15 protein-coding genes and 1 riboswitch are annotated in these 18,616 nt (G+C 72.0%); of the genes, 5 read left to right on the forward strand and 10 right to left on the reverse strand.

Annotated features, from left to right (window positions below):
* On the reverse strand, positions 1–886 hold an 886-nt coding region (locus tag GT030_RS04180; protein WP_161199895.1), incomplete at its 3' end, for a GNAT family N-acetyltransferase.
* Between the two features lie 186 nt (positions 887–1,072).
* Between GT030_RS04180 and GT030_RS04185 the strand changes: the two genes are divergently transcribed.
* A complete protein-coding gene (locus GT030_RS04185) occupies positions 1,073–1,354 on the forward strand; it encodes an HPr family phosphocarrier protein (RefSeq protein WP_161199896.1) in 282 nt (93 codons plus the stop codon).
* Positions 1,355–1,528: 174 nt separating this feature from the next.
* Here the strand turns inward: GT030_RS04185 and GT030_RS04190 are convergent, their stop codons facing one another.
* The 4 genes from GT030_RS04190 to GT030_RS04205 form a co-directional block, all read right to left on the reverse strand.
* Positions 1,529–2,212, reverse strand: a complete 684-nt coding sequence (locus GT030_RS04190; protein ID WP_161199897.1) for a GntR family transcriptional regulator — start codon at positions 2,210–2,212, stop codon at positions 1,529–1,531.
* Positions 2,213–2,399: 187 nt separating this feature from the next.
* Entirely contained in the window at positions 2,400–3,143 is a 744-nt protein-coding gene (locus tag GT030_RS04195; protein ID WP_161199898.1) for a M23 family metallopeptidase, read from the reverse strand.
* A 12-nt stretch (positions 3,144–3,155) separates the two neighbouring features.
* Positions 3,156–3,308, reverse strand: a riboswitch (cyclic di-AMP (ydaO/yuaA leader).
* Between the two features lie 223 nt (positions 3,309–3,531).
* Positions 3,532–4,920 carry a pitrilysin family protein gene (locus GT030_RS04200; protein WP_161199899.1) on the reverse strand — a complete coding sequence of 463 codons (1,389 nt, stop codon included), beginning with the start codon at positions 4,918–4,920 and terminating at the stop codon, positions 3,532–3,534.
* On the reverse strand, positions 4,917–6,311 hold the full coding sequence (locus GT030_RS04205; protein ID WP_161199900.1) for a pitrilysin family protein: 1,395 nt from the start codon (positions 6,309–6,311) through the stop codon (positions 4,917–4,919). Before GT030_RS04205 ends, GT030_RS04200 begins: the two co-directional genes overlap by 4 nt.
* A 311-nt stretch (positions 6,312–6,622) precedes the next feature.
* On the opposite strand from GT030_RS04205, the gene GT030_RS04210 reads away from it, so the two are divergent.
* Entirely contained in the window at positions 6,623–9,076 is a 2,454-nt protein-coding gene (locus GT030_RS04210; RefSeq protein ID WP_161199901.1) for a DNA topoisomerase IV subunit A, read from the forward strand.
* A 54-nt stretch (positions 9,077–9,130) separates the two neighbouring features.
* On the opposite strand, the gene GT030_RS04215 is transcribed toward GT030_RS04210, so the two are convergent.
* The gene (locus GT030_RS04215) at positions 9,131–10,198 is read right to left on the reverse strand and encodes a GTP-binding protein (RefSeq protein WP_161199902.1); all 1,068 of its coding nucleotides are present in this window, start codon (positions 10,196–10,198) and stop codon (positions 9,131–9,133) included.
* Between the two features lie 134 nt (positions 10,199–10,332).
* Positions 10,333–11,514: a citrate synthase/methylcitrate synthase gene (locus GT030_RS04220; protein ID WP_161199903.1), complete on the reverse strand. Its 1,182-nt coding sequence runs from the start codon at positions 11,512–11,514 to the stop codon at positions 10,333–10,335.
* 112 nt (positions 11,515–11,626) lie between these two features.
* On the opposite strand from GT030_RS04220, the gene GT030_RS04225 reads away from it, so the two are divergent.
* The 3 genes from GT030_RS04225 to GT030_RS04235 are packed head-to-tail and all read left to right on the forward strand — an operon-like array spanning position 11,627 to position 15,579.
* Positions 11,627–12,886, forward strand: a complete 1,260-nt coding sequence (locus tag GT030_RS04225) for a citrate synthase (RefSeq protein ID WP_161199904.1) — start codon at positions 11,627–11,629, stop codon at positions 12,884–12,886.
* A 37-nt stretch (positions 12,887–12,923) separates the two neighbouring features.
* Positions 12,924–13,865 carry a sucrase ferredoxin gene (locus GT030_RS04230; protein ID WP_161199905.1) on the forward strand — a complete coding sequence of 314 codons (942 nt, stop codon included), beginning with the start codon at positions 12,924–12,926 and terminating at the stop codon, positions 13,863–13,865.
* Positions 13,866–13,914: 49 nt separating this feature from the next.
* Entirely contained in the window at positions 13,915–15,579 is a 1,665-nt protein-coding gene (locus GT030_RS04235) for a sensor histidine kinase (protein WP_161199906.1), read from the forward strand.
* A 4-nt stretch (positions 15,580–15,583) separates the two neighbouring features.
* On the opposite strand, the gene GT030_RS04240 is transcribed toward GT030_RS04235, so the two are convergent.
* The 3 genes from GT030_RS04240 to GT030_RS04250 are packed head-to-tail and all read right to left on the reverse strand — an operon-like array spanning position 15,584 to position 18,366.
* A complete protein-coding gene (locus GT030_RS04240; protein WP_161199907.1) occupies positions 15,584–16,633 on the reverse strand; it encodes an ABC transporter substrate-binding protein in 1,050 nt (349 codons plus the stop codon).
* Positions 16,634–16,691: 58 nt separating this feature from the next.
* Complete coding sequence (locus GT030_RS04245; protein WP_161199908.1) at positions 16,692–17,561, reverse strand: ABC transporter permease; 870 nt, start codon at positions 17,559–17,561, stop codon at positions 16,692–16,694.
* Positions 17,551–18,366 carry an ABC transporter ATP-binding protein gene (locus tag GT030_RS04250; RefSeq protein WP_161199909.1) on the reverse strand — a complete coding sequence of 272 codons (816 nt, stop codon included), beginning with the start codon at positions 18,364–18,366 and terminating at the stop codon, positions 17,551–17,553. The genes GT030_RS04245 and GT030_RS04250 overlap by 11 nt, the downstream gene beginning before the upstream one ends.
* Between the last annotated feature and the right edge of the window lie 250 nt (positions 18,367–18,616).

The raw sequence follows: 18,616 nt of genomic DNA on the forward strand, positions 1-18,616 counted from the left end.
GTACGGCGACCACCTCGGGCACCACGTCGGCCGGTACGGCGACCACGGCCACGTCCACCGGGCCCTCGATCTCCCGGACCGAGCGGTGGGCGGGCACCCCGTCGACCTCGTCACAGCCGTCCGGGAAGGCGTTGTTGACCGCGTACAGCGGGCCCGCGTACCCCGCGTCCCGGATGTTGCCGAGCACGCTGCGTCCGACCCCGCCGGGCGCGCGGCCGACACCGATGACGGCCACGGAGCCGGGGGCCAGCAGCCGCCGCACCGAGTGGGCTTCGGCGCGCTGCTCCCGCGCGAGCTGCACGGCCATCGAGCGGTCGGTGGGTTCGAGCCCGAACTCCAGCCGGACCACCCCGTCCTCGAAGCTGCGCTTCTGGGTGTACCCGGCGTCGGTGAACACCTTGATCATCTTGGTGTTGGCCGGCAGCACCTCGGCGGCGAAGCGCCGGATACCGCGCTCGCGGGCGACGGCCGCGATGTGCTCCAGCAGCGCGGAGGCGACACCCCGGCCCTGATGGGCGTCCTGCACCAGGAAGGCGACCTCGGCCTCGTCGGCCGGGGCGGAGGCGGCCATACCGTCGGCGCCGATGCGGTCGTAGCGTACGGTGGCGATGAACTCGCCGCCGACGGTGGCGGCGAGCCCCACCCGGTCCACGAAGTCGTGGTGCGTGAAGCGGTGCACGTCCTTGGCGGAGAGCCGCGGGTACGGCGCGAAGAAGCGGTAGTACTTCGACTCGTCGGACACCTGCTCGTAGAAGCTGACGAGACGGTCGGCGTCGTCGGCGGTGATGGGCCGGATGCGCGCGGTACCGCCGTCGCGCAGCACCACGTCCGCCTCCCAGTGGGCGGGGTACTCGTGCCGGTCCTGCCGGTCCGCCGGGGTCTGCATGGGCCCAGGGTACGGCTCGCGCGGGCGTACGGCGCGAGGCAGTGGGCGGGACACGGAAGTCGGGCCGAGGCCGCGGTCCGACGGCCGGTACGCAGAGGTTCCGGAGCGGTGAAGTGCCGCTCCGGGCACGGTTCCCGGTATGGGAAACTGGTCTAGACAACCTGAGAGACTGAAGGGCAGCATCACATGGCTGAGCGCCGCGTCAACGTCGGCTGGGCCGAGGGCCTCCACGCCCGCCCCGCTTCCATCTTCGTCCGAGCCGCCACGGCCACAGGCGTCCCGGTCACGATCGCCAAGTCCGGCGGCACCCCGGTCAACGCGGGCTCGATGCTGGCCGTCCTGGGCCTGGGCGCCCAGGGCGGCGAGGAGATCGTCCTCGCCTCCGACGCCGACGGCGCGGACGTCGCGCTGGACCGGCTGGCCAAGCTGGTCGCCGAGGGCCTGGACGAACTGCCCGAGACGGTCTGACCCCGTTCCCGGCGGAAGCCGCGTCGCCCCTTCGGGGGCGGCGCGGCTTCTGTGTTTCCGCACGCCGAATTAAGGTGCCACCAATAGCGCACCGTCGGCAATTGACGGCACGCCGGAAATGGGCAGCACAATTGCCCGGCAAGCGAATATCCCTCTTTGTATACAGCGCCCGTGTTAATTCCGGAGTCCCGCTGTGTTTACAGGATGTTGCGCGTGCCGGGCGCGATCGCCGGCGGGGGTGCGCAGCCGGTGGGCGAGGGTCGCGCGCTCGGTGTGCAGCGCCGTGACCGCCCGCGCGCGGTCGCTGTCGCCGCGCGCCACCGCGTCCACGATCGCGCCGTGCTCGGCCCAGGTCTCCGGCGGGCTGACCGGACCATCCACGCTGTACATCCATGCGATCTTGTGCCGGAGCTGGGTGAGCGCCGAGGTCAGCGCGTGACTGCCGCACGCCTGGGCGAGCGTCTCGTGGAACCAGCCGTCCAGCGCGCGCAGGTCGTCGCTGTTGCCGAGCCTGGCCCGCTCCTGACCCAGTCTGACCAGGCCGCGCAGCACCTTCAGATGGGCCTCGGTGCGCCGCTGGGCGGCCCGCGCGGCGCCGAGCGGCTCCAGCAGCAGGCGCATCTCCAGCAGGTCGGCGGCCTCCTGCTCGGTGGGCTCGGCCACGCAGGCGCCCGCGTGGCGCCGGGTCACCACGAAGCCCTCGGCCTCCAGCGTGCGCAGTGCCTCGCGGACGGGGACGCGGGAGACGCCGTAACGGCGGGCGAGGACCTCCTCGGTGAGCCGGCCGCCGCGCTCGTGGATTCCGGCGACGATGTCGTCCCGGATCGCCGTGCACACCGAGTGCGCCGGAATACGCATGACCCACCTCCGCCTTAATACCCGAGAAACGCCGACGACAGCGCTTGTCCCGTGACTCTATGGCAATGCGCGAGGATTTCCGACGGCCTACCGGAATCCATGGCTATTTTTTGGACAGCGCCCGGAGGAAAGCGCACAGCGAAAAGCCCCGGCCGGGTGGGCCGGGGCTTTCACGGGACCGGAGCGGTCAGACGTTCACGCCGTGCTTGCGGAGGTAGGCGACGGGGTCGACGTCGGACCCGTAGTCGGGGCCGGTACGGGCCTCGAAGTGCAGGTGCGGGCCGGTGACGTTGCCGGTGGCGCCGGACAGGGCGATCTGCTGGCCCGGAATGACGCGCTGGCCCACGCTGACACCGATGGACGACAGGTGGCCGTACTGGGTGTACATCCCGTCGGCCATCCGGATCACGATCTCGTTGCCGTACGCGCCGCCCCAGCCGGTGGAGACCACGGTGCCTGCGCCGGCCGCGTGGACCGCGGTGCCGCTGGCGGCGTGGAAGTCGATGCCGGTGTGGGAACCGGAGGACCACAGCGAACTGGAGGCCTGGTAGGCGGTGGAGACGTAGGAGCCGGTGATCGGCATGACGAAGGAGTTGAGGCGCTCGCGCTCGGCCTTGCGGGCGGCGCGCTCCTTGGCCTCGCGGGCCCGCTCGGCGGCGGCGCGCTCGGCGGCCTCCTCGGCGGCCTTGCGCTCGGCGGTCGCCTTCTGAGCGGTGGCCTGCGCGGCGATCTCGTCGGCGAGGGTGTCGCTGACGGCGATGACGGGGGTGAGGCCGGTGTTCTCGACGGAGTTGTCCGCGGCGAGCGCCGGGGAGGCCGCGAGGGTGCCGACGACACCGGTGGTGAGAGCCGCCACACCGGCCGCCGTTGCGGTGGTGCGCTTGACCCGGCCGGGCTTGCGGTGCTTCCCGGTGGCGCACATGAACGCCATGAGCAGGCTGTTCCTTTCCTTCCCTCTCGCCTACCGGGTTAGCTGACGGGTTCGGAGCAGGAAGGTCTCCTACGGCCGCCCTCGCTCGCGCGCGGGCGCCCGATTCACCCCAGGGACTGCGTGGGTCCCCGGCTCCCCCTGCGGGGGACTCGGCGATGGCTGTCCGGTGCCGCGGGCGCGGCGCACTGCCTGACGAACAGCCCGGAAGAAGCTAAAGGGGACGGGAGCGGATCTTCAAACGGGTCCGGGCTTTTGTAGTGCATCCCACACGTCAGAGGGGTAACCTCCGCCCCAATCCGGACATTTGTTGACCGCTGTTCGAGGGCGCTCCCGAACACAGCGGTGGGCCCTGACGACTTGCGCGCCGTCAGGACCCACTCGCGTGCGGCTACTCTGCCGAGACCACCTTGACCTCGCCGATGCCGAGCGCCTCGACGGGCTCCTTGATCTGGGCGGCGTCGCCGACGAGGACCGTGACCAGCCGGTCGGCTGGGAAGGCGTTCACCACGGCGGCCGTGGCCTCCACGGTGCCGGTGGCCGCGAGCGTGCGGTACAGCTCCGCCTGGAAGTCGTCCGGCAGGTGCTGCTCGACCTGGTCCGCAAGGGTGCCGGCTACGGCGGCGGCCGTCTCGTACTTCAGCGGGGCCACGCCGACGAGGTTCTGCACGGCCACGTCCCGCTCGGCGTCGGTCAGACCCTCGGCGGCCAGCGTGTGCAGCACCGTCCACAGGTCCGCGAGCGCCGGGCCCGTGTTCGGGGTGTCCACGGAGCCGCTGATGGCGAGCAGCGAGGCGCCGGTGCCGTCCGGGGCGGAGCGCAGTACCTGGCCGAAGGCGCGCACGCCGTAGGTGTAGCCCTTCTCCTCGCGCAGGACCCGGTCCAGGCGGGAGGTCAGGGTGCCGCCGAGGCAGTAGGTGCCGAGCACCTGCGCGGGCCACACGCGGTCGTGCCGGTCGGAGCCGATGCGGCCGATGAGGAGCTGCGTCTGCACGGCGCCGGGCCGGTCCACGATGACCACGCGGCCGGTGTCGTCGGCGGTCACGGGCGGCACCGGGCGGGCCTGGCCGGGCGTGCCGGACCAGGCGCCCAGGGTCTCGGCGAACAGCGCGTCGAGGTCGATGCCGTCGAGGTCGCCGACGACCACCGCGGTGGCGGTGGCGGGGCGGACATGACGGTCGTAGAAGGCACGGACGGCGTCCGCGTCGATCTTCTCGACGGTCTCCTCGGTGCCCTGACGCGGCCGGGACATGCGGACGGAGGCCGGGAACAGCTCCTTGGACAGCTCCTTCGCGGCGCGGCGGGCCGGGCTGGCCAGCTCGTGCGGGATCTCGTCCAGGCGGTTGCGGACCAGGCGCTCGACCTCGCTCTCCGCGAAGGCGGGGGCACGCAGGGCGTCCGCGAGCAGGGTGAGGCCCTTCTCCAGGCGGGAGGCGGGCACCTCCAGGCTGAGCCGGACGCCGGGGTGGTCGGCATGCGCGTCCAGCGTGGCGCCGGCCCGCTCCAGCTCGGCGGCGAACTCCTCGGCGGAGTCCTTGTCGGTGCCCTCGGAGAAGGCGCGCGCCATGATCGTGGCGACACCGTCGAGGCCGGCCGGCTCGGCGTCCAGGGGGGCGTCGAGCAGCACCTCCACGGCGACGACCTGCTGGCCGGGGCGGTGGCAGCGCAGCACGGTCAGGCCGTTGTCCAGCGTGGAGCGCTCCGGCGCCGGGAACGCCCACGGCTTGGCCTCGCCGGCCTGCGGCTGGGGGTGGAACTCCATGGGGGCGAGCTCGGTCACTTGGCCGTCTCCTCGTCGTCGTTGCCGGCCTCTACGGTGGCCTCGTGCTCCGGGTCGTCGGGCAGGTCGGCGTCCTCGACCGCCTCCGGGGACTTCGGCTCGTAGACGAGCACGGCGCGGTTGTCCGGGCGCAGGCGGGCCTTGGCGACCTCGCGGACCTCCTCCGGGGTCACCTCCAGGACACGCTGGACGGCTGTCAGGGCGAGCTGCGGGTCGCCGAACAGGACGGTGTACCGGCACAGTTCGTCGGCACGGCCCGCGACGGTGCCGAGCCGGTCCAGCCACTCGCGCTCCAGCTGGGCCTGGGCGCGCTCCATCTCCTCCGGGGTCGGGCCCTCCTCCGCGAAGCGGGCCAGCTCCTCGTCGATCGCGGCCTCGATGACCGGGACCTCGACGTCGCCGGAGGTCTTCACGTCCAGCCAGCCCAGCGAGGGCGCGCCGGCCAGCCGGAGCAGCCCGAACCCGGCGGCCACGGCCGTACGGTCGCGGCGCACCAGCCGGTTGTAGAGGCGCGAGGACTCGCCGCCGCCGAGGACGGTGAGGGCCAGGTCGGCCGCGTCGGACGCGCGCGTGCCGTCCTCCGGGAGCCGGTAGGCGGCCATCAGGGCGCGCGCCGGGACCTCCTCCACGACGACCTCGCGCAGCTCGCCTCCGATGACGTCGGGCAGCGAGCCGTCGCGCGGGGCGGGCTTGCCGTCGTGGCCGGGGATGGAGCCGAAGTACTTCTCGATCCAGGCCAGCGTCTGCTCGGGGTCGATGTCGCCGACCACGGAGAGCACCGCGTTGTTGGGCGCGTAATAGGTGCGGAAGAACGCGCGGGCGTCCTCCAGCGTGGCCGCGTCCAGGTCGGCCATGGAGCCGATCGGAGTGTGGTGGTAGGGGTGGCCCTCGGGGTAGACCATGGCGGTCAGCTTCTCGAAGGCGGTGCCGTAGGGGACGTTGTCGTAACGCTGGCGGCGCTCGTTCTTGACGACGTCGCGCTGGTTCTCCATCGACTCGTCGTCCAGCGCGGCCAGCAGGGAGCCCATCCGGTCGGCCTCGAGCCACAGGGCGAGTTCGAGCTGGTGGGCGGGCATCGTCTCGAAGTAGTTGGTGCGTTCGAAGCTCGTCGTGCCGTTGAGCGAGCCGCCGGCGCCCTGGACCAGCTCGAAGTGGCCGTTGCCCTTGACCTGGCCGGAACCCTGGAACATCAGGTGCTCGAAGAGGTGCGCCAGGCCGGTGCGGCCCGCGACCTCGTGGCGGGAGCCGACGTCGTACCAGAGGCAGACCGCCGCGACCGGGGTCAGGTGGTCCTCGGAGAGCACCACGCGCAGACCGTTGGCCAGGCGGTGCTCGGTCGCTGTCAGGCCCCCGGAGCCTGCCTGGGCTGTGGTCGTGTGACCCATGGGCATGTACGTCCCTTCGCAAGCGGTGGCGGTCGAGTGAAACCGCGGTTTTCCTGCCGTTCCTGCCACTGTATGCAAAGCGTGCGAGGGCCCGGCGGAGTTCCCGCCCGACGTACGCCCACAGCGGATCGACTAGCCTGCGTCAGGCGTGCTCATGGCGAGCGCGCTCCCGGCCGGCGTACGGCGGTGGAGCGCCGGGCCGCCGAGCACCGGGGGCGGACCCGTGCGGACCGGGTCGCGGCCCGCGTTGTCAGTGCCCCGGTCCACAATGGTCCGCGTCCGATCCGTCCCACGCCTTCAGCAAGGAGCCGGCAGCGATGGCCCGCCGCAGCACCAAGACCCCGCCGCCCGACGACTCGTACGAGGAGAAGATCCTCGACATCGACGTCGTGGACGAGATGCGCGGCTCCTACCTCGAATACGCGTACTCGGTCATCTACTCGCGTGCTCTGCCGGACGCCCGTGACGGTCTGAAGCCGGTGCACCGCCGCATCGTCTACCAGATGAACGAGATGGGCCTGCGCCCCGAGCGCGCCTACGTGAAGTGCGCGCGCGTGGTCGGCGAGGTCATGGGCAAGCTGCACCCGCACGGCGACGCGTCGATCTACGACGCGCTGGTGCGCATGGCGCAGCCCTTCTCGATGCGCGTCCCGCTGGTCGACGGACACGGCAACTTCGGCTCCCTGGGCAACGACGACCCGCCGGCCGCCATGCGGTACACCGAGTGCCGGATGGCCGCCGCGGCGAGCCTGATGACGGAGTCGATCGACGAGGACACGGTCGACTTCGCGCCGAACTACGACGGCCAGGAGCAGGAGCCGGTCGCTCTCCCCGCCGCCTTCCCGAACCTGCTGGTCAACGGCTCCTCCGGCATCGCGGTCGGCATGGCGACGAACATGCCGCCGCACAACCTGCGCGAGGTCATCGCGGCCGCCCGCCACCTGATCAAGCACCCGAACGCGGACCTCGACGCCCTGATGCGCCACGTCCCCGGCCCCGACCTGCCCACCGGCGGCCGGATCGTCGGCCTGGACGGCATCCGGGACGCGTACGCGAGCGGCCGGGGCTCCTTCAAGATGCGGGCGACGGTCGCCATCGAGGCGGTGACCGCCCGCCGCAAGGGCCTGGTGGTCACCGAGCTGCCCTTCGCGGTCGGCCCCGAGAAGGTCATCGCGAAGATCAAGGACCTGGTCAACGCGAAGAAGGTCCAGGGCATCGCGGACGTCAAGGACCTCACCGACCGTGAGCACGGTCTGCGCCTGGTCATCGAGATCAAGAACGGCTTCGTGCCGGAGGCGATCCTCGAGCAGCTCTACAAGCTGACCCCCATGGAGGAGTCCTTCGGCATCAACAATGTGGCGCTGGTGGACGGCCAGCCGCTCACGCTGGGCCTCAAGGAGCTGCTGGAGGTCTACCTCGACCACCGCTTCGAGGTCGTGCGCCGCCGCAGCGAGTTCCGCCGCACCAAGCGCCGCGACCGGCTGCACCTGGTGGAGGGCCTGCTGACCGCGCTCGTCGACATCGACGAGGTCATCCGGGTCATCCGCTCCAGCGAGAACTCCGCGCAGGCCAAGGAGCGCCTGATGGAGCGCTACGGCCTGAGCGACATCCAGACCCAGTACATCCTCGACACGCCGCTGCGCCGCCTCACCAAGTACGACCGGATCGAGCTGGAGGCGGAGAAGGACCGGCTCAACCAGGAGATCGAGGAGCTGACCCGCATCCTGGAGTCGGACGCGGAGCTGCGCAAGCTGGTCTCGGGCGAACTGGCCGCCGTCGCCAAGAAGTTCGGCTCCGACCGGCGTACGGTCCTGCTGGAGTCGGCGGCCTCCCAGGTGGCCACGGTGCCGCTCCAGGTGGCCGACGACCCGTGCCGGGTACTGCTGTCCTCGACCGCGCTGCTGGCCCGTACGACCGGCGCCGAGCCGGTTCCGCAGGAGGGCGGCCGGGCCAAGCACGACGTGATCGTCTCCTCGGTGCCGGCGACCGCGCGGGGTGAGATCGGGGCGGTGACGTCGAGCGGGCGCCTGCTGCGGATCAACGTGGTCGACCTGCCCCAGTTGCCCGACACCGCGAGCGCGCCGAACCTCTCCGGAGGGGCGCCGCTGGCCGAGTTCGTGTCCCTGGAGGGCGACGAGACCGTGGTCTGCCTGACCACGCTGGACGAGACCTCGCCGGGCCTCGCGATCGGCACCGAACAGGGCGTCGTCAAGCGGGTGTTGCCCGACTATCCGTCCAACAAGGACGAGTTGGAGGTCATCACCCTGAGGGAGGGTGACCGGATCGTCGGCGCGGTGGAGCTGCGCACCGGCGAGGAGGACCTGGTGTTCATCTCCGACGACGCCCAACTCCTGCGCTATCAGGCGGCCCAGGTGCGTCAGCAGGGCCGTCCGGCGGGGGGTGTGGCGGGCATCAAGCTCACCGAGGGCGCGAAGGTGATCTCGTTCACGGCGGTCGACCCCGCCGTCGACGCGGTGGTGTTCACGGTGGCGGGCTCGCGGGGCACGCTGGACGACTCGGTGCAGACGACGGCCAAGCTGACCCCGTTCGACCAGTTCCCGCGCAAGGGCCGGGCGACCGGCGGGGTGCGCTGCCAGCGCTTCCTGAAGGGCGAGGACTGCCTCGCGCTGGCCTGGGCGGGTCCCGCCCCGGCGCGGGCGGCGCAGAAGACCGGGCTGCCGGTGGAGCTGCCGGAGCTGGACCCGCGCCGCGACGGGTCGGGGACGTCGCTGGCGAAGACCGTGTCGGTGGTGGCCGGGCCGGTGGTCTAGCCGGGGCTCAGGGTGTGCCGGGCGCCCGGTGGCGGGCGCCCCGGTGTGCCGGCTTCACGGTGTGCCGGGCTGGTCCTCGGAGCCCGGCACGTAGCGGAGCACGCCCCACATGGCCTGCTCGTCGGTCTCGTCGGCGGCGCCTCGGCTGGCGTCCAGCTCCTTGCCGAGGGCGTCGGCGTCGATGCCGGTGCCGATCAGGACGAGCTGGGTGAGGCGCTCCGCGCCGGGCGGCCAGGGCTCGGGCAGGAAGCGCAGGAAGCGGCCGACGGCGTGTACGGCGTAGTGGTTGGCGGGGTCGTGGGCGCCGAAGTCGATGTATCCCTTGATCCGGTACAGGCCCTCCGGGCGGCCGTCCAGGAAGCGCATCAGAGCGCGGGGGTCCATGGCGATGTCCGAGGTGAAGGACAGGGTGTCGTAGGCGGAGTGCAGGTGGGCGGGGCGGGCGTCGGGTTCGCCGTCTCCGTCGGGGCCGTCGTGGCTGTGCAGGTCGTCGAAGGAGAGCTGGCCGACGCGCTCCTCGCTGGGGCGGCAGTCGAAGAGGAACTCCGGGTCGATCCGGCCGTATGTGGCGGGGAGCACGGCGCCCTCGGTGAGTTCGCGGACCAGGCCGAGGACGCGGTCGGCGTCGGGTGCCCGGTCGAGCTTGTTGACCACGACGAGGTCGGCGAGGGCGAGGTGCCGGTCGATCTCGGGGTGCCGGGCGCGGGTGTCGTCGAACTCGGCGGCGTCCACCACCTCGACGAGCCCGCCGTACATGATCTCCGGCTGCTCACTGGCCAGCACCATCCGCACCAGCTCCTGCGGCTCGGCGAGCCCGCTGGCCTCGATGACGATCACGTCGATCCCGGCGGCGGGGGCGGCGAGCCGGGCCAGGTAGGTGTCCAGCTCGCCGGCGTCGACCGCGCAGCACAGGCAGCCGTTGCCGAGCGACACGGTGGAGTCCCCGAGCGCCCCGGCGACGGCCATCGCGTCGATCTCGATCGACCCGAAGTCATTGACGACGGCCCCGATCCGGCTGCCTCCACTGCGGTGCAGCAGGTGGTTGAGCAACGTCGTCTTCCCGGACCCCAGGAACCCGGCCAGCACGACGACCGGAATCTGCGCACTACGGCTGTTCGCCAACGGGTGGCACCCTTCCCACGCTTCTCGCCGGGCGCCGCACCGGCGTGGGGCGCCCGGCGGACGGACTGTCCGACCAGGATACGAAGGGTGCGACGGCCTGCGGCGGCACGGCGGGTGGCCTCAGCGAGGGGGCCTCAGATGCCGGCGGGCACCGGCGTCGGCGCCGGGACGGGCACGGGCGCCTCGGGGCCCACGTAGCGGGCCACCGGGCGGATGATCTTCGGGTCGGCCGACTGCTCCAGGATGTTGGCGCTCCAGCCGACGACGCGTCCGGCGGCGAAGGTGGGGGTGAACATCTCCCTGGGCAGACCGCACAGTTCCATGACCACTCCGGCGTAGAACTCGACGTTGGTGTGCAGTTCACGGCCCGGCTTGAGTTCGGCGAGGATCGCCTCGACGTGCCGCTCGACCTCCACGGCGAAGTCGACGCGCGGGCCGCCGAAGTCGAGGGCGATCTCGCGGAGCATGCGGGAGCGGGGGTCCTCGGTCCGGTAGACGGCGTGGCCGAAGCCCATGATCCGGTCACCGGCGAGGACCCGTTCACGGACCCAGGGGTCGATCCGGTCCGGGGTGCCGATCGCGTCGAGGGTGTCGAGGGCGCGGCTGGGCGCTCCGCCGTGGAGGGGTCCGGAGAGTGCGCCGAGGGCGCCCACCAGGCAGGCGGCCACGTCGGCGCCGGTGGAGGCGACGACGCGAGCGGTGAAGGTTGACGCGTTGAATCCGTGGTCAATGGTTGAGATGAGGTATTGCTCGACCGCACGGGCCTGTCGAGCCTCGGGTTCCTCGCCGGTCAACGTGTACAGGTAGTTGGCCGCGTACGACAGATCAACGCGGGGCTCGACCGGCTCAAGTCCCTGCCCGAGCCGGTACAGCGCGGTCAGCAACGTGGGCACGGCGGCGCAGGCGGCGAGGGTGTCCGCGCGACGCCGGCCGGCGTCGATGTCGTACACGGGCTGGAAGCCGCGGGCCGCGCCGAGCAGGGACAGGGCCGTGCGGAGTCCGGCGAGCGGACCGGCGACGCGGCTCGCGGCGGCTACGGCGGGCAGCGCCTCGCGGACCTCCTCGGGCAGGTGCCTTAGTCCGGCGACCTCGGCGGTGAAGGCGGCCCGCTGATCGGGGCCGGGGAGGTCGCCGTGGACCAGGAGGTGCCACACGTCCTCGAAGCCGCAGGTGCGCGCGAGTTCGACGGCGGAGTACTGGCGGTAGTGGTAGAAGCCCTCGGCTCCCCGTACGTCGCCGATCTCGGTGTCGGTGACGACGACGCCGGCGAGTCCACGCGGTACCTGGACGAGGGGTGCGGTCCTGATGCTGGCCATGATGTTCCTCCCTGAACTTGATCCGACTGTCCATGCTTGACCAATTCCCTGTCAATATTGATTGGATCAATGTTGCCCGTCCACCTGTCCAGAGAGGGCTACGGTGACCCTCATGCGCGCTCACGAACTCGCCCCCGGCCGGCCCGAGGGGCGGCTGACCACCAAGGAGACCGCCGAATTCCTCGGCGTGAAGCCGGAGACGGTGTACGCCTACGTGAGCCGGGGACTGCTCAGCAGCAGACGGGAGCCCGGCAGCCGCGCCAGCACCTTCGACGCGCAGGAGGTGACGGCCCTGGCCCAGCGCAACAGGCGCGAGGCGGCCGCGACTTCGGCCGCCGGCGTCGACCTGTCGGTACGGACCGGCATCACGTTGATCGAGGAGGGCCGGTACTACTTCCGTGGGGTCGACGCCACGGAGCTGGCCGCGCGTCACTCGTTCGAGGAGGTCGCGGAGTGGCTGTGGACCGGCCGGCTCGTCCCCGGCGCTTCCTTCACCGCGCCGGAGTCAACCGTTGACGCCGCCCGTCGGGCCGTCAACGCGCTGCCCGCGCACGCCTCCCCCACCGACCGCCTGCGCGCGGCGGCCATCGCCGCGTCGGCCGAGGACCCGCTGCGCTTCGACCTGTCCGAGGAGTCCGTACTGGGCGCGGGGCGCGTGCTCATCCCCACACTCGTCGGCGCCCTCCCCCCGGCCCGGCGCGACCACCCCGACGACGGCCCCGTGGCCCGCCGCCTGTGGCACAGGCTGACCGGCCGGACCGCCGACGACGCCTCGGTGCGGGTGCTGGACACCGCGCTCGGTCTGCTCGCCGACCACGATCTCGCCGCCTCCACCCTGGCGGTCCGGGTCGCCGCCTCGGCCCGCGCGCACGCGTACGCGGCGGTCTCGGCCGGGCTGGGCGCCCTGGAAGGCCCGTTGCACGGCGCGGCCAGCGGCCTGGCCCACCGGCTGTTGCTCGAAGTGCTCGACCAGGGCGCCGCGGGCCCCGTGATCGCCGCCGAACTCCGGGCCGGCCGCCGTATCCCCGGCCTGGGTCACCGGCTCTATCCCGGCGAGGACCCGCGCGCGCAGGCGCTCTTCGGGCTGCTGGAGCAGCTCCCGGCCGCGGAACCCGCCCTGCTCGCCGCGCGCGACATCGCCGCGACCACGGCGCGGCACACCCCGCTGCACGCCAACGTGGACCTCGCCCTGGCGGTCTTCACCGCCTCCTGCGGCATGCCCGACACGGCGGGCGAGACCCTCTTCGCCGTGGCCCGTACCGCGGGCTGGATCGCGCACGCCCTGGAGGAGTACGGCGAACGCCCGCTGCGCATGCGCCCGAGCGGCCAGTACGTCGGCCCGCGACCCCCGCGGCCATTGCCCGAACCGTGAGTCGTATTCGCCTGCAAGTCAGGTTAGGCTCACCTGCGTGAGTAGGTGTGCGACCGTCTCCCGGAACCTCGACGAGCCCGTTTCCGGTACGGCGGCCACGGCGACGACGTGGCTGCTGCTGGAACAGCCGGGCCCCTGGGGTGCGAAAGCGCTGACCGCGAGCCATCTGGACCCGGTGCTGGGCCGTGCCCTGGAGGCCGCCGCCAAGGACACCGGCGTACGGGTGGCGTTGATCAGACGCCCCGGCCGACACGCCGACCCCGGTACACCGCCCGTGCGGCAGGTGTATGTGGCCCACACAGTTCCGGGAAACGTGTGGCTGTACGGCACGACGACCCGCGACCCGCGCCAACTCCTCGGCCTGGACTTCGCCGCCCTGGGCGCGGGCGACCCCCGCTCCTTCGCGTCGGTGCTCGGCGGGCGCCCGCAGACCGGTGACCCGCTCGCGCTGGTGTGCACCAACGGAAAGCGCGACCGCTGCTGCGCCCTGCTGGGCCGCCCGCTGGCTGCCGAACTGACCGCGTCCGACGTGCCCGGCGTCTGGGAGGTCACTCATCTGGGTGGTCATCGCTTCGCCCCCACCGTGCTCGTGCTGCCGTACGGCTACGCGTACGCCCGCGCCGAGGCGCACACGGTCAAGGAGGCCCTGCACTGGGCCCAGGACGGGCAGGTGCTGCTGGAGGACTGCCGCGGCCGCTCTGCCTGGGACCGCCCCGGCCAGGCCGCCGAACTGGCCGTTCGGGCGGCGACGGCCGAGTACACGGCGGACGCGCTCCATGTCGTCCGCACCGAGGGCACCGCGCCCCGCTGGGAGGTCACCGTCGGCCACGCGGACGGCCGGGGCTGGCGGGTGGGCGTGGCCCAGGCCGCCGCGCTGCCGCCGCGCCCGGAGAGCTGCGGGGTGGACGTACTGGGCACCCCCGGGCGGATGGACGTCGTAGGCATCAGGGCACTGCACACGGCGGCCCTGGCGGGCTGACACCGCGGCCGCCCTGGGAGGCGTGCGCGATCCCGCGTACCGTCTCCGCATGCCTCCCACTCCCCCGGCCCGCCGTCCCCGACTCGGTCTGCCCCGGCGGGCATTCGCGCAGGTCCTGCTCACCCAGGTGACGATCGCGGCCGGGGTCGCGGTCCTGGCGACCGGACTCTTCCTGGCGCCGCTCAGCGGACAGCTGGACCAGGAGGCGATGCGCCGGGCGCTGGTCATCGCGCAGACCACCGCGCAGGACCCGGCGATCGCCGAGGGCGTCCTGCACACCCGGCCCACCCCCGACGGGCCGGTGCAGCGGGAGGCCGAGCGGATCAGGCGGGCCACGCACGCCGAGTACATCGTGGTGATGGACGCGCGAGGGACGCGTTGGTCCCACCCGACCACCAGGGAGGTCGGCCGCCGCGTCTCCACCGACCCCAGCCGCGCCCTGGCCGGACGCCAGGTGATGGAGATCGACCGGGGCACCCTGGGCCGCTCCGCGCGCGGCAAGGTGCCGCTGTACGACGCCGGGCACCGGATCGTCGGCGCGGTCTCGGTGGGCATCGCGTACGACAGCGTGCGCGCCGGGCTGCTCGGCGCCATCCCCGGCCTGCTGGCGTACGCCGGGGGCGCGCTCGCGGTGGGCGCGCTCGCCGCCTGGCTGATCTCCCGCCGGGTGCACCGGCAGACCCGTGACCTGGCATTCTCCGACATCTCGGCGCTGCTCGCGGAGCGCGAGGCGATGCTGCACGGCATCCGGGAGGGCGTGGTCGCACTCGACCGCAGTGGCCGGATACGGCTGCTCAACGACGAGGCGGGCCGGTTGCTCGGCATCGGGGACGAGGCGGTCGGACGCTCGCCGGACGAGGCGCTCGGCGCGGGACGTACGACGGATGTGCTGGCCGGCCGGGTGACCGGCACCGATCTGCTGACCGTGCGCGGCCGGCGCGTCCTGGTCGCCAACCGGATGCCCACCGAGGACGGCGGCGCGGTGGCCACCCTGCGCGACCGCACGGAACTGGAGCGGCTCGGCCGCGAACTCGACTCCACGCACGGCCTGATCGACGCCCTGCGCGCCCAGGACCACGAGCACGCCAACCGCATGCACACCCTGCTCGGGCTGCTGGAGCTGGAGATGTACGACGAGGCGGCAGAGTTCATCGGCGAGCTGGTCGGGGAGCACCGGGCGACGGCCGAGCAGGTCACGGAGCGGATCGAGGACCCGTTGCTGGCCGCGCTGCTGGTGGGCAAGGCGACCGTCGCCGCCGAACGCGGGGTGGCGCTCAGGCTGTCGGAGGAGACCTGGCTGCCGGACCGGCTCATCGACCCGCGTGGCCTGGTCACGGTGCTGGGCAACCTGGTGGACAACGCGCTCGACGCGGTCGCGGGCACCCCGCACGCGCGCGTGGAGGCCGAGTTGCGCCCCGAGGGCCGCACCGTGGTGCTCCGGGTACGGGACACCGGTCCGGGCGTGCCCGAGGAGCAGCGGGAGTCGGTGTTCACGGAGGGCTGGTCCACCAAGGAACCGCCCGCGCACGGCAAGCGCGGCATCGGCCTGTCGCTGGTGCGGCGCCTGGCCGAACGCCAGGGCGGCTCGGCCTCGGTGGGCGCGGCGGCGGGCGGCGGCGCCGAGTTCACGGTGGTGCTGCCGGACGCGCTGGGCGACCCGGCGCCCCCGGGCATGGAAGAGGCGCGGGGGCACCAGGCACCCCGCGCCCTTTGAGCGGCTACTTGGCGGCCTTCTCCGCGAACTCGGTGGTGTAGGTCTTGTCGAGGTCGACGTCGGCGTTCTTGATGTTGGGACTGAATGCCTTGAGCACCTTCTCAACGGTCTGCGGTCCCCGCGCCGGCATGATGCCGTCCTTGGTGAACATCGGCAGGGTGCTCTTGATGGCGGCCGCGTAGAGCTTCTCGTCACCCTGGGAGTAGTCGGACGGCATCTTGGCCGCGATCTGCTCGGCACTGTGGGTGGACATCCAGTTGAGCGTCTTCACGAACGCGTTGACGAGCTTCTGGACGGTGTCCTTGTGACCGTTGACCCAGTCCGTGTTCATGTACAGGCTTGACGAGGGGTACGGCCCGCCGAGCGCCTCTTGCGAGCCCTCGGGGGTGCGCATGTCGATGAGCACGCGGCCGGCCTTCTTGGCCAGGATCGTGGCGACGGTCGGGTCGGTGGTCATGCCCGCGTCGATGGAGCCCTTCTGGAGCGCCGCGATGAACGTCGGCCCCGCTCCCACCGCGACCGGGCTGAACTGGTTCACCTGGACGCCGTGCTTGACCGCGAGGTACTTGGTGAGGAAGTCGGTCGACGAACCGAGCCCGGTGACACCGAGCTTGCGGCCCTTGAAGTCGCCGGGCGAGTGGATGTCGCCCGTCTTCTTCGCGGACACCACCTCCACCTCGCCGGGGGCGTGCGAGAACTGCACGACGGACTCGACCGACTTGCCCTTCACCTGGAGGTCGAGGGTGTGGTCGTAGAAGCCGACGGCGCCCTGGACCTGGCCGGAGACGAGCGCGGTCTCCGCCTGGGCCCCGGCGGGCTCCGTCAGCAGCTCCACGTTCAGGCCCTCGGCGTCGAAGTAGCCGAGCCGCTGGGTGAGCATGGCGGGCATGTAGATGACCTTGTCGAGACCACCGACCATGATCTTGACCTTGGTGCCCTTGCCACCGCCCCCGGAACCGCCGTGGCTGGCCACCTCGTTGGCGCAGGCGGTGAGGGAGGCGAGGGAGAGCAGACAGGCGGTGGTGAGCGAGGCGATTCTGGTGCGCTTGCGCATGACGAGTCACGTCCTTGGGACTGTGCGGGTACGGGGAGTTCGGCGCGCGGAAGGGCGGTCAGTGCCCGGAGCCGGAGGACTTCCAGCGGAAGACGCGGCGCTCGGCGAAGGTCAGCAGCCCCTCGGCGAGGAGCGCCACGACCGCGAGGATCACCATCGCGGCGTACACGCCCGCGGAGTTGAGGGTGCCCTGCGACTGGGCGACGAGCAGGCCGATCCCCCTGGTGGCACCGATGTACTCGCCCACGATGGCGCCGATGAGTGCGAAGCCGAAGCTGACGTGCAGGCTGGTGAAGATCCAGGAGGTGGCCGACGGGATGACCACCTGGAGGGTGACCTGCCGGTCGGTGGCGCCCAGGATGCGGGCGTTGGCGACCAGGTCACGGTTGACCTCCCGTGCGCCCTGGAAGGCGTTGAAGAACACCGGGAAGAACACGAGGACCACGGCCGAGGCGACCTTGGAGGCGGGTCCGAGGCCGAACCAGATCAGGAAGATCGGGGCGAGCACGATCCTCGGGATGGAGTTCAGCACCTTGATGTAGGGGCCGAACAGGTCGGCGAGGAAGGCGACCCGCCCGAGCGCGATGCCGAGGACGACACCGGCCACGACGCCGATGACCCAGCCCAGCAGCGCCTCGTACAGCGTGTACCAGATCTGTTCGCCCAGGGAGCCGAGCGCGGTGCCGTGCAGCACCCAGGAGGTGATCTGATCCCAGATCTCCGAGGGCATCGAGAAGTTGAACGGGTCGATGACCTCGGCGCGGGACAGCGCCTCCCACAGGCCGAGCACGCCGACCAGCAGCAGTACGCGGGCGACCACCACGATCACCCGGCGCCTGCGGGCGGCCTGCGCCCGCGAACGCGACGGGGCCGGGGCCTGCGGCTTGACGGGGTCGGCGAGCGGCGGGGTCACGGTCTCAGGCGACATCGGCGGCACCTCGCTCACGGGTGATGCGGACCTCTTCACCGAGGGACTCCCAGATCTCGCGGTAGATCTCGATGAACTTGGGCTCCAGCCGGATCGACTCGACCTTGCGCGGCCGGGGAAGGTCGATGGTGAAGACCTGCTTGACCGTCGCGGGCCCGGCGGTCATCACGACGACCTTGTCGGCCAGCGCGATCGACTCCTCCAGGTCGTGGGTGACGAAGACGACGGAGGCGCCGGTGCCCTCCCACAGTTCCAGCAGCTCGTCCGACATCAGGGCGCGCGTCTGGACATCGAGCGCGGAGAACGGCTCGTCCATCAGCAGGATCTCGGGGTCGTTGACGAAGGTCGCGGCGAGGGCGACGCGTTTGCGCTGGCCGCCGGAGAGCTGGTGCGGGTACCGGTCCTCGAACGCGGCGAGCCCCACCCGGGCCAGCCACTCACGGGCCTTCTGCTTGGCCTCCGCCTTGGGCACGCCCCGGAAACGGGGGCCGGCCATCACGTTGGAGAGCACCGTGCGCCAGGGGAAGGTGGCGTCCTGCTGGAAGACGAAGCCGACCCGGTCGCCGACGCCGTCGACCGGCTGCCCGGCCACCAGCACCTCGCCCTCGGAGGGCTCCTCCAGCCCGCTGACCAGCGTCAGCGTGGTGGACTTCCCACAGCCGGTCGGACCGACGACGGCGACGAACTCGCCGCGCTCCACGGTGAGGTCCAGGCCGCGCACCGCAGTGTGCGGATCACCGGAAGGGGTTCTGAAGATCTTGCTCGCGCCCCTCAGCTCGATGGCGGGGCTGGTGTCTGCGCTCATGCACCGGGACGGTAGGGGCGGCACCGCTCCGACAGCAGTCTTGTGCGCGCAACCCCTTCTTTTGCTCGCAAGAACCTGTTGTGCTCGTTTTGCTCACGCTACAACTGCGGAGCCGAAACACGGGCTTAGGGCCTGTCTTCCGGATCAGGCCGGCTCGGGCCGACGGCGCCATCGTGGCCGACTCGAGCGGGGTCCTGGTGCGTGCAGCTGCAAGGCGGAGGAGGGCGTCGACGCGGAGCGTCGGCAACCG

Source organism: Streptomyces sp. SID1328 (genome assembly GCF_009865595.1).
Lineage (GTDB): Bacteria > Actinomycetota > Actinomycetes > Streptomycetales > Streptomycetaceae > Streptomyces > Streptomyces griseoluteus.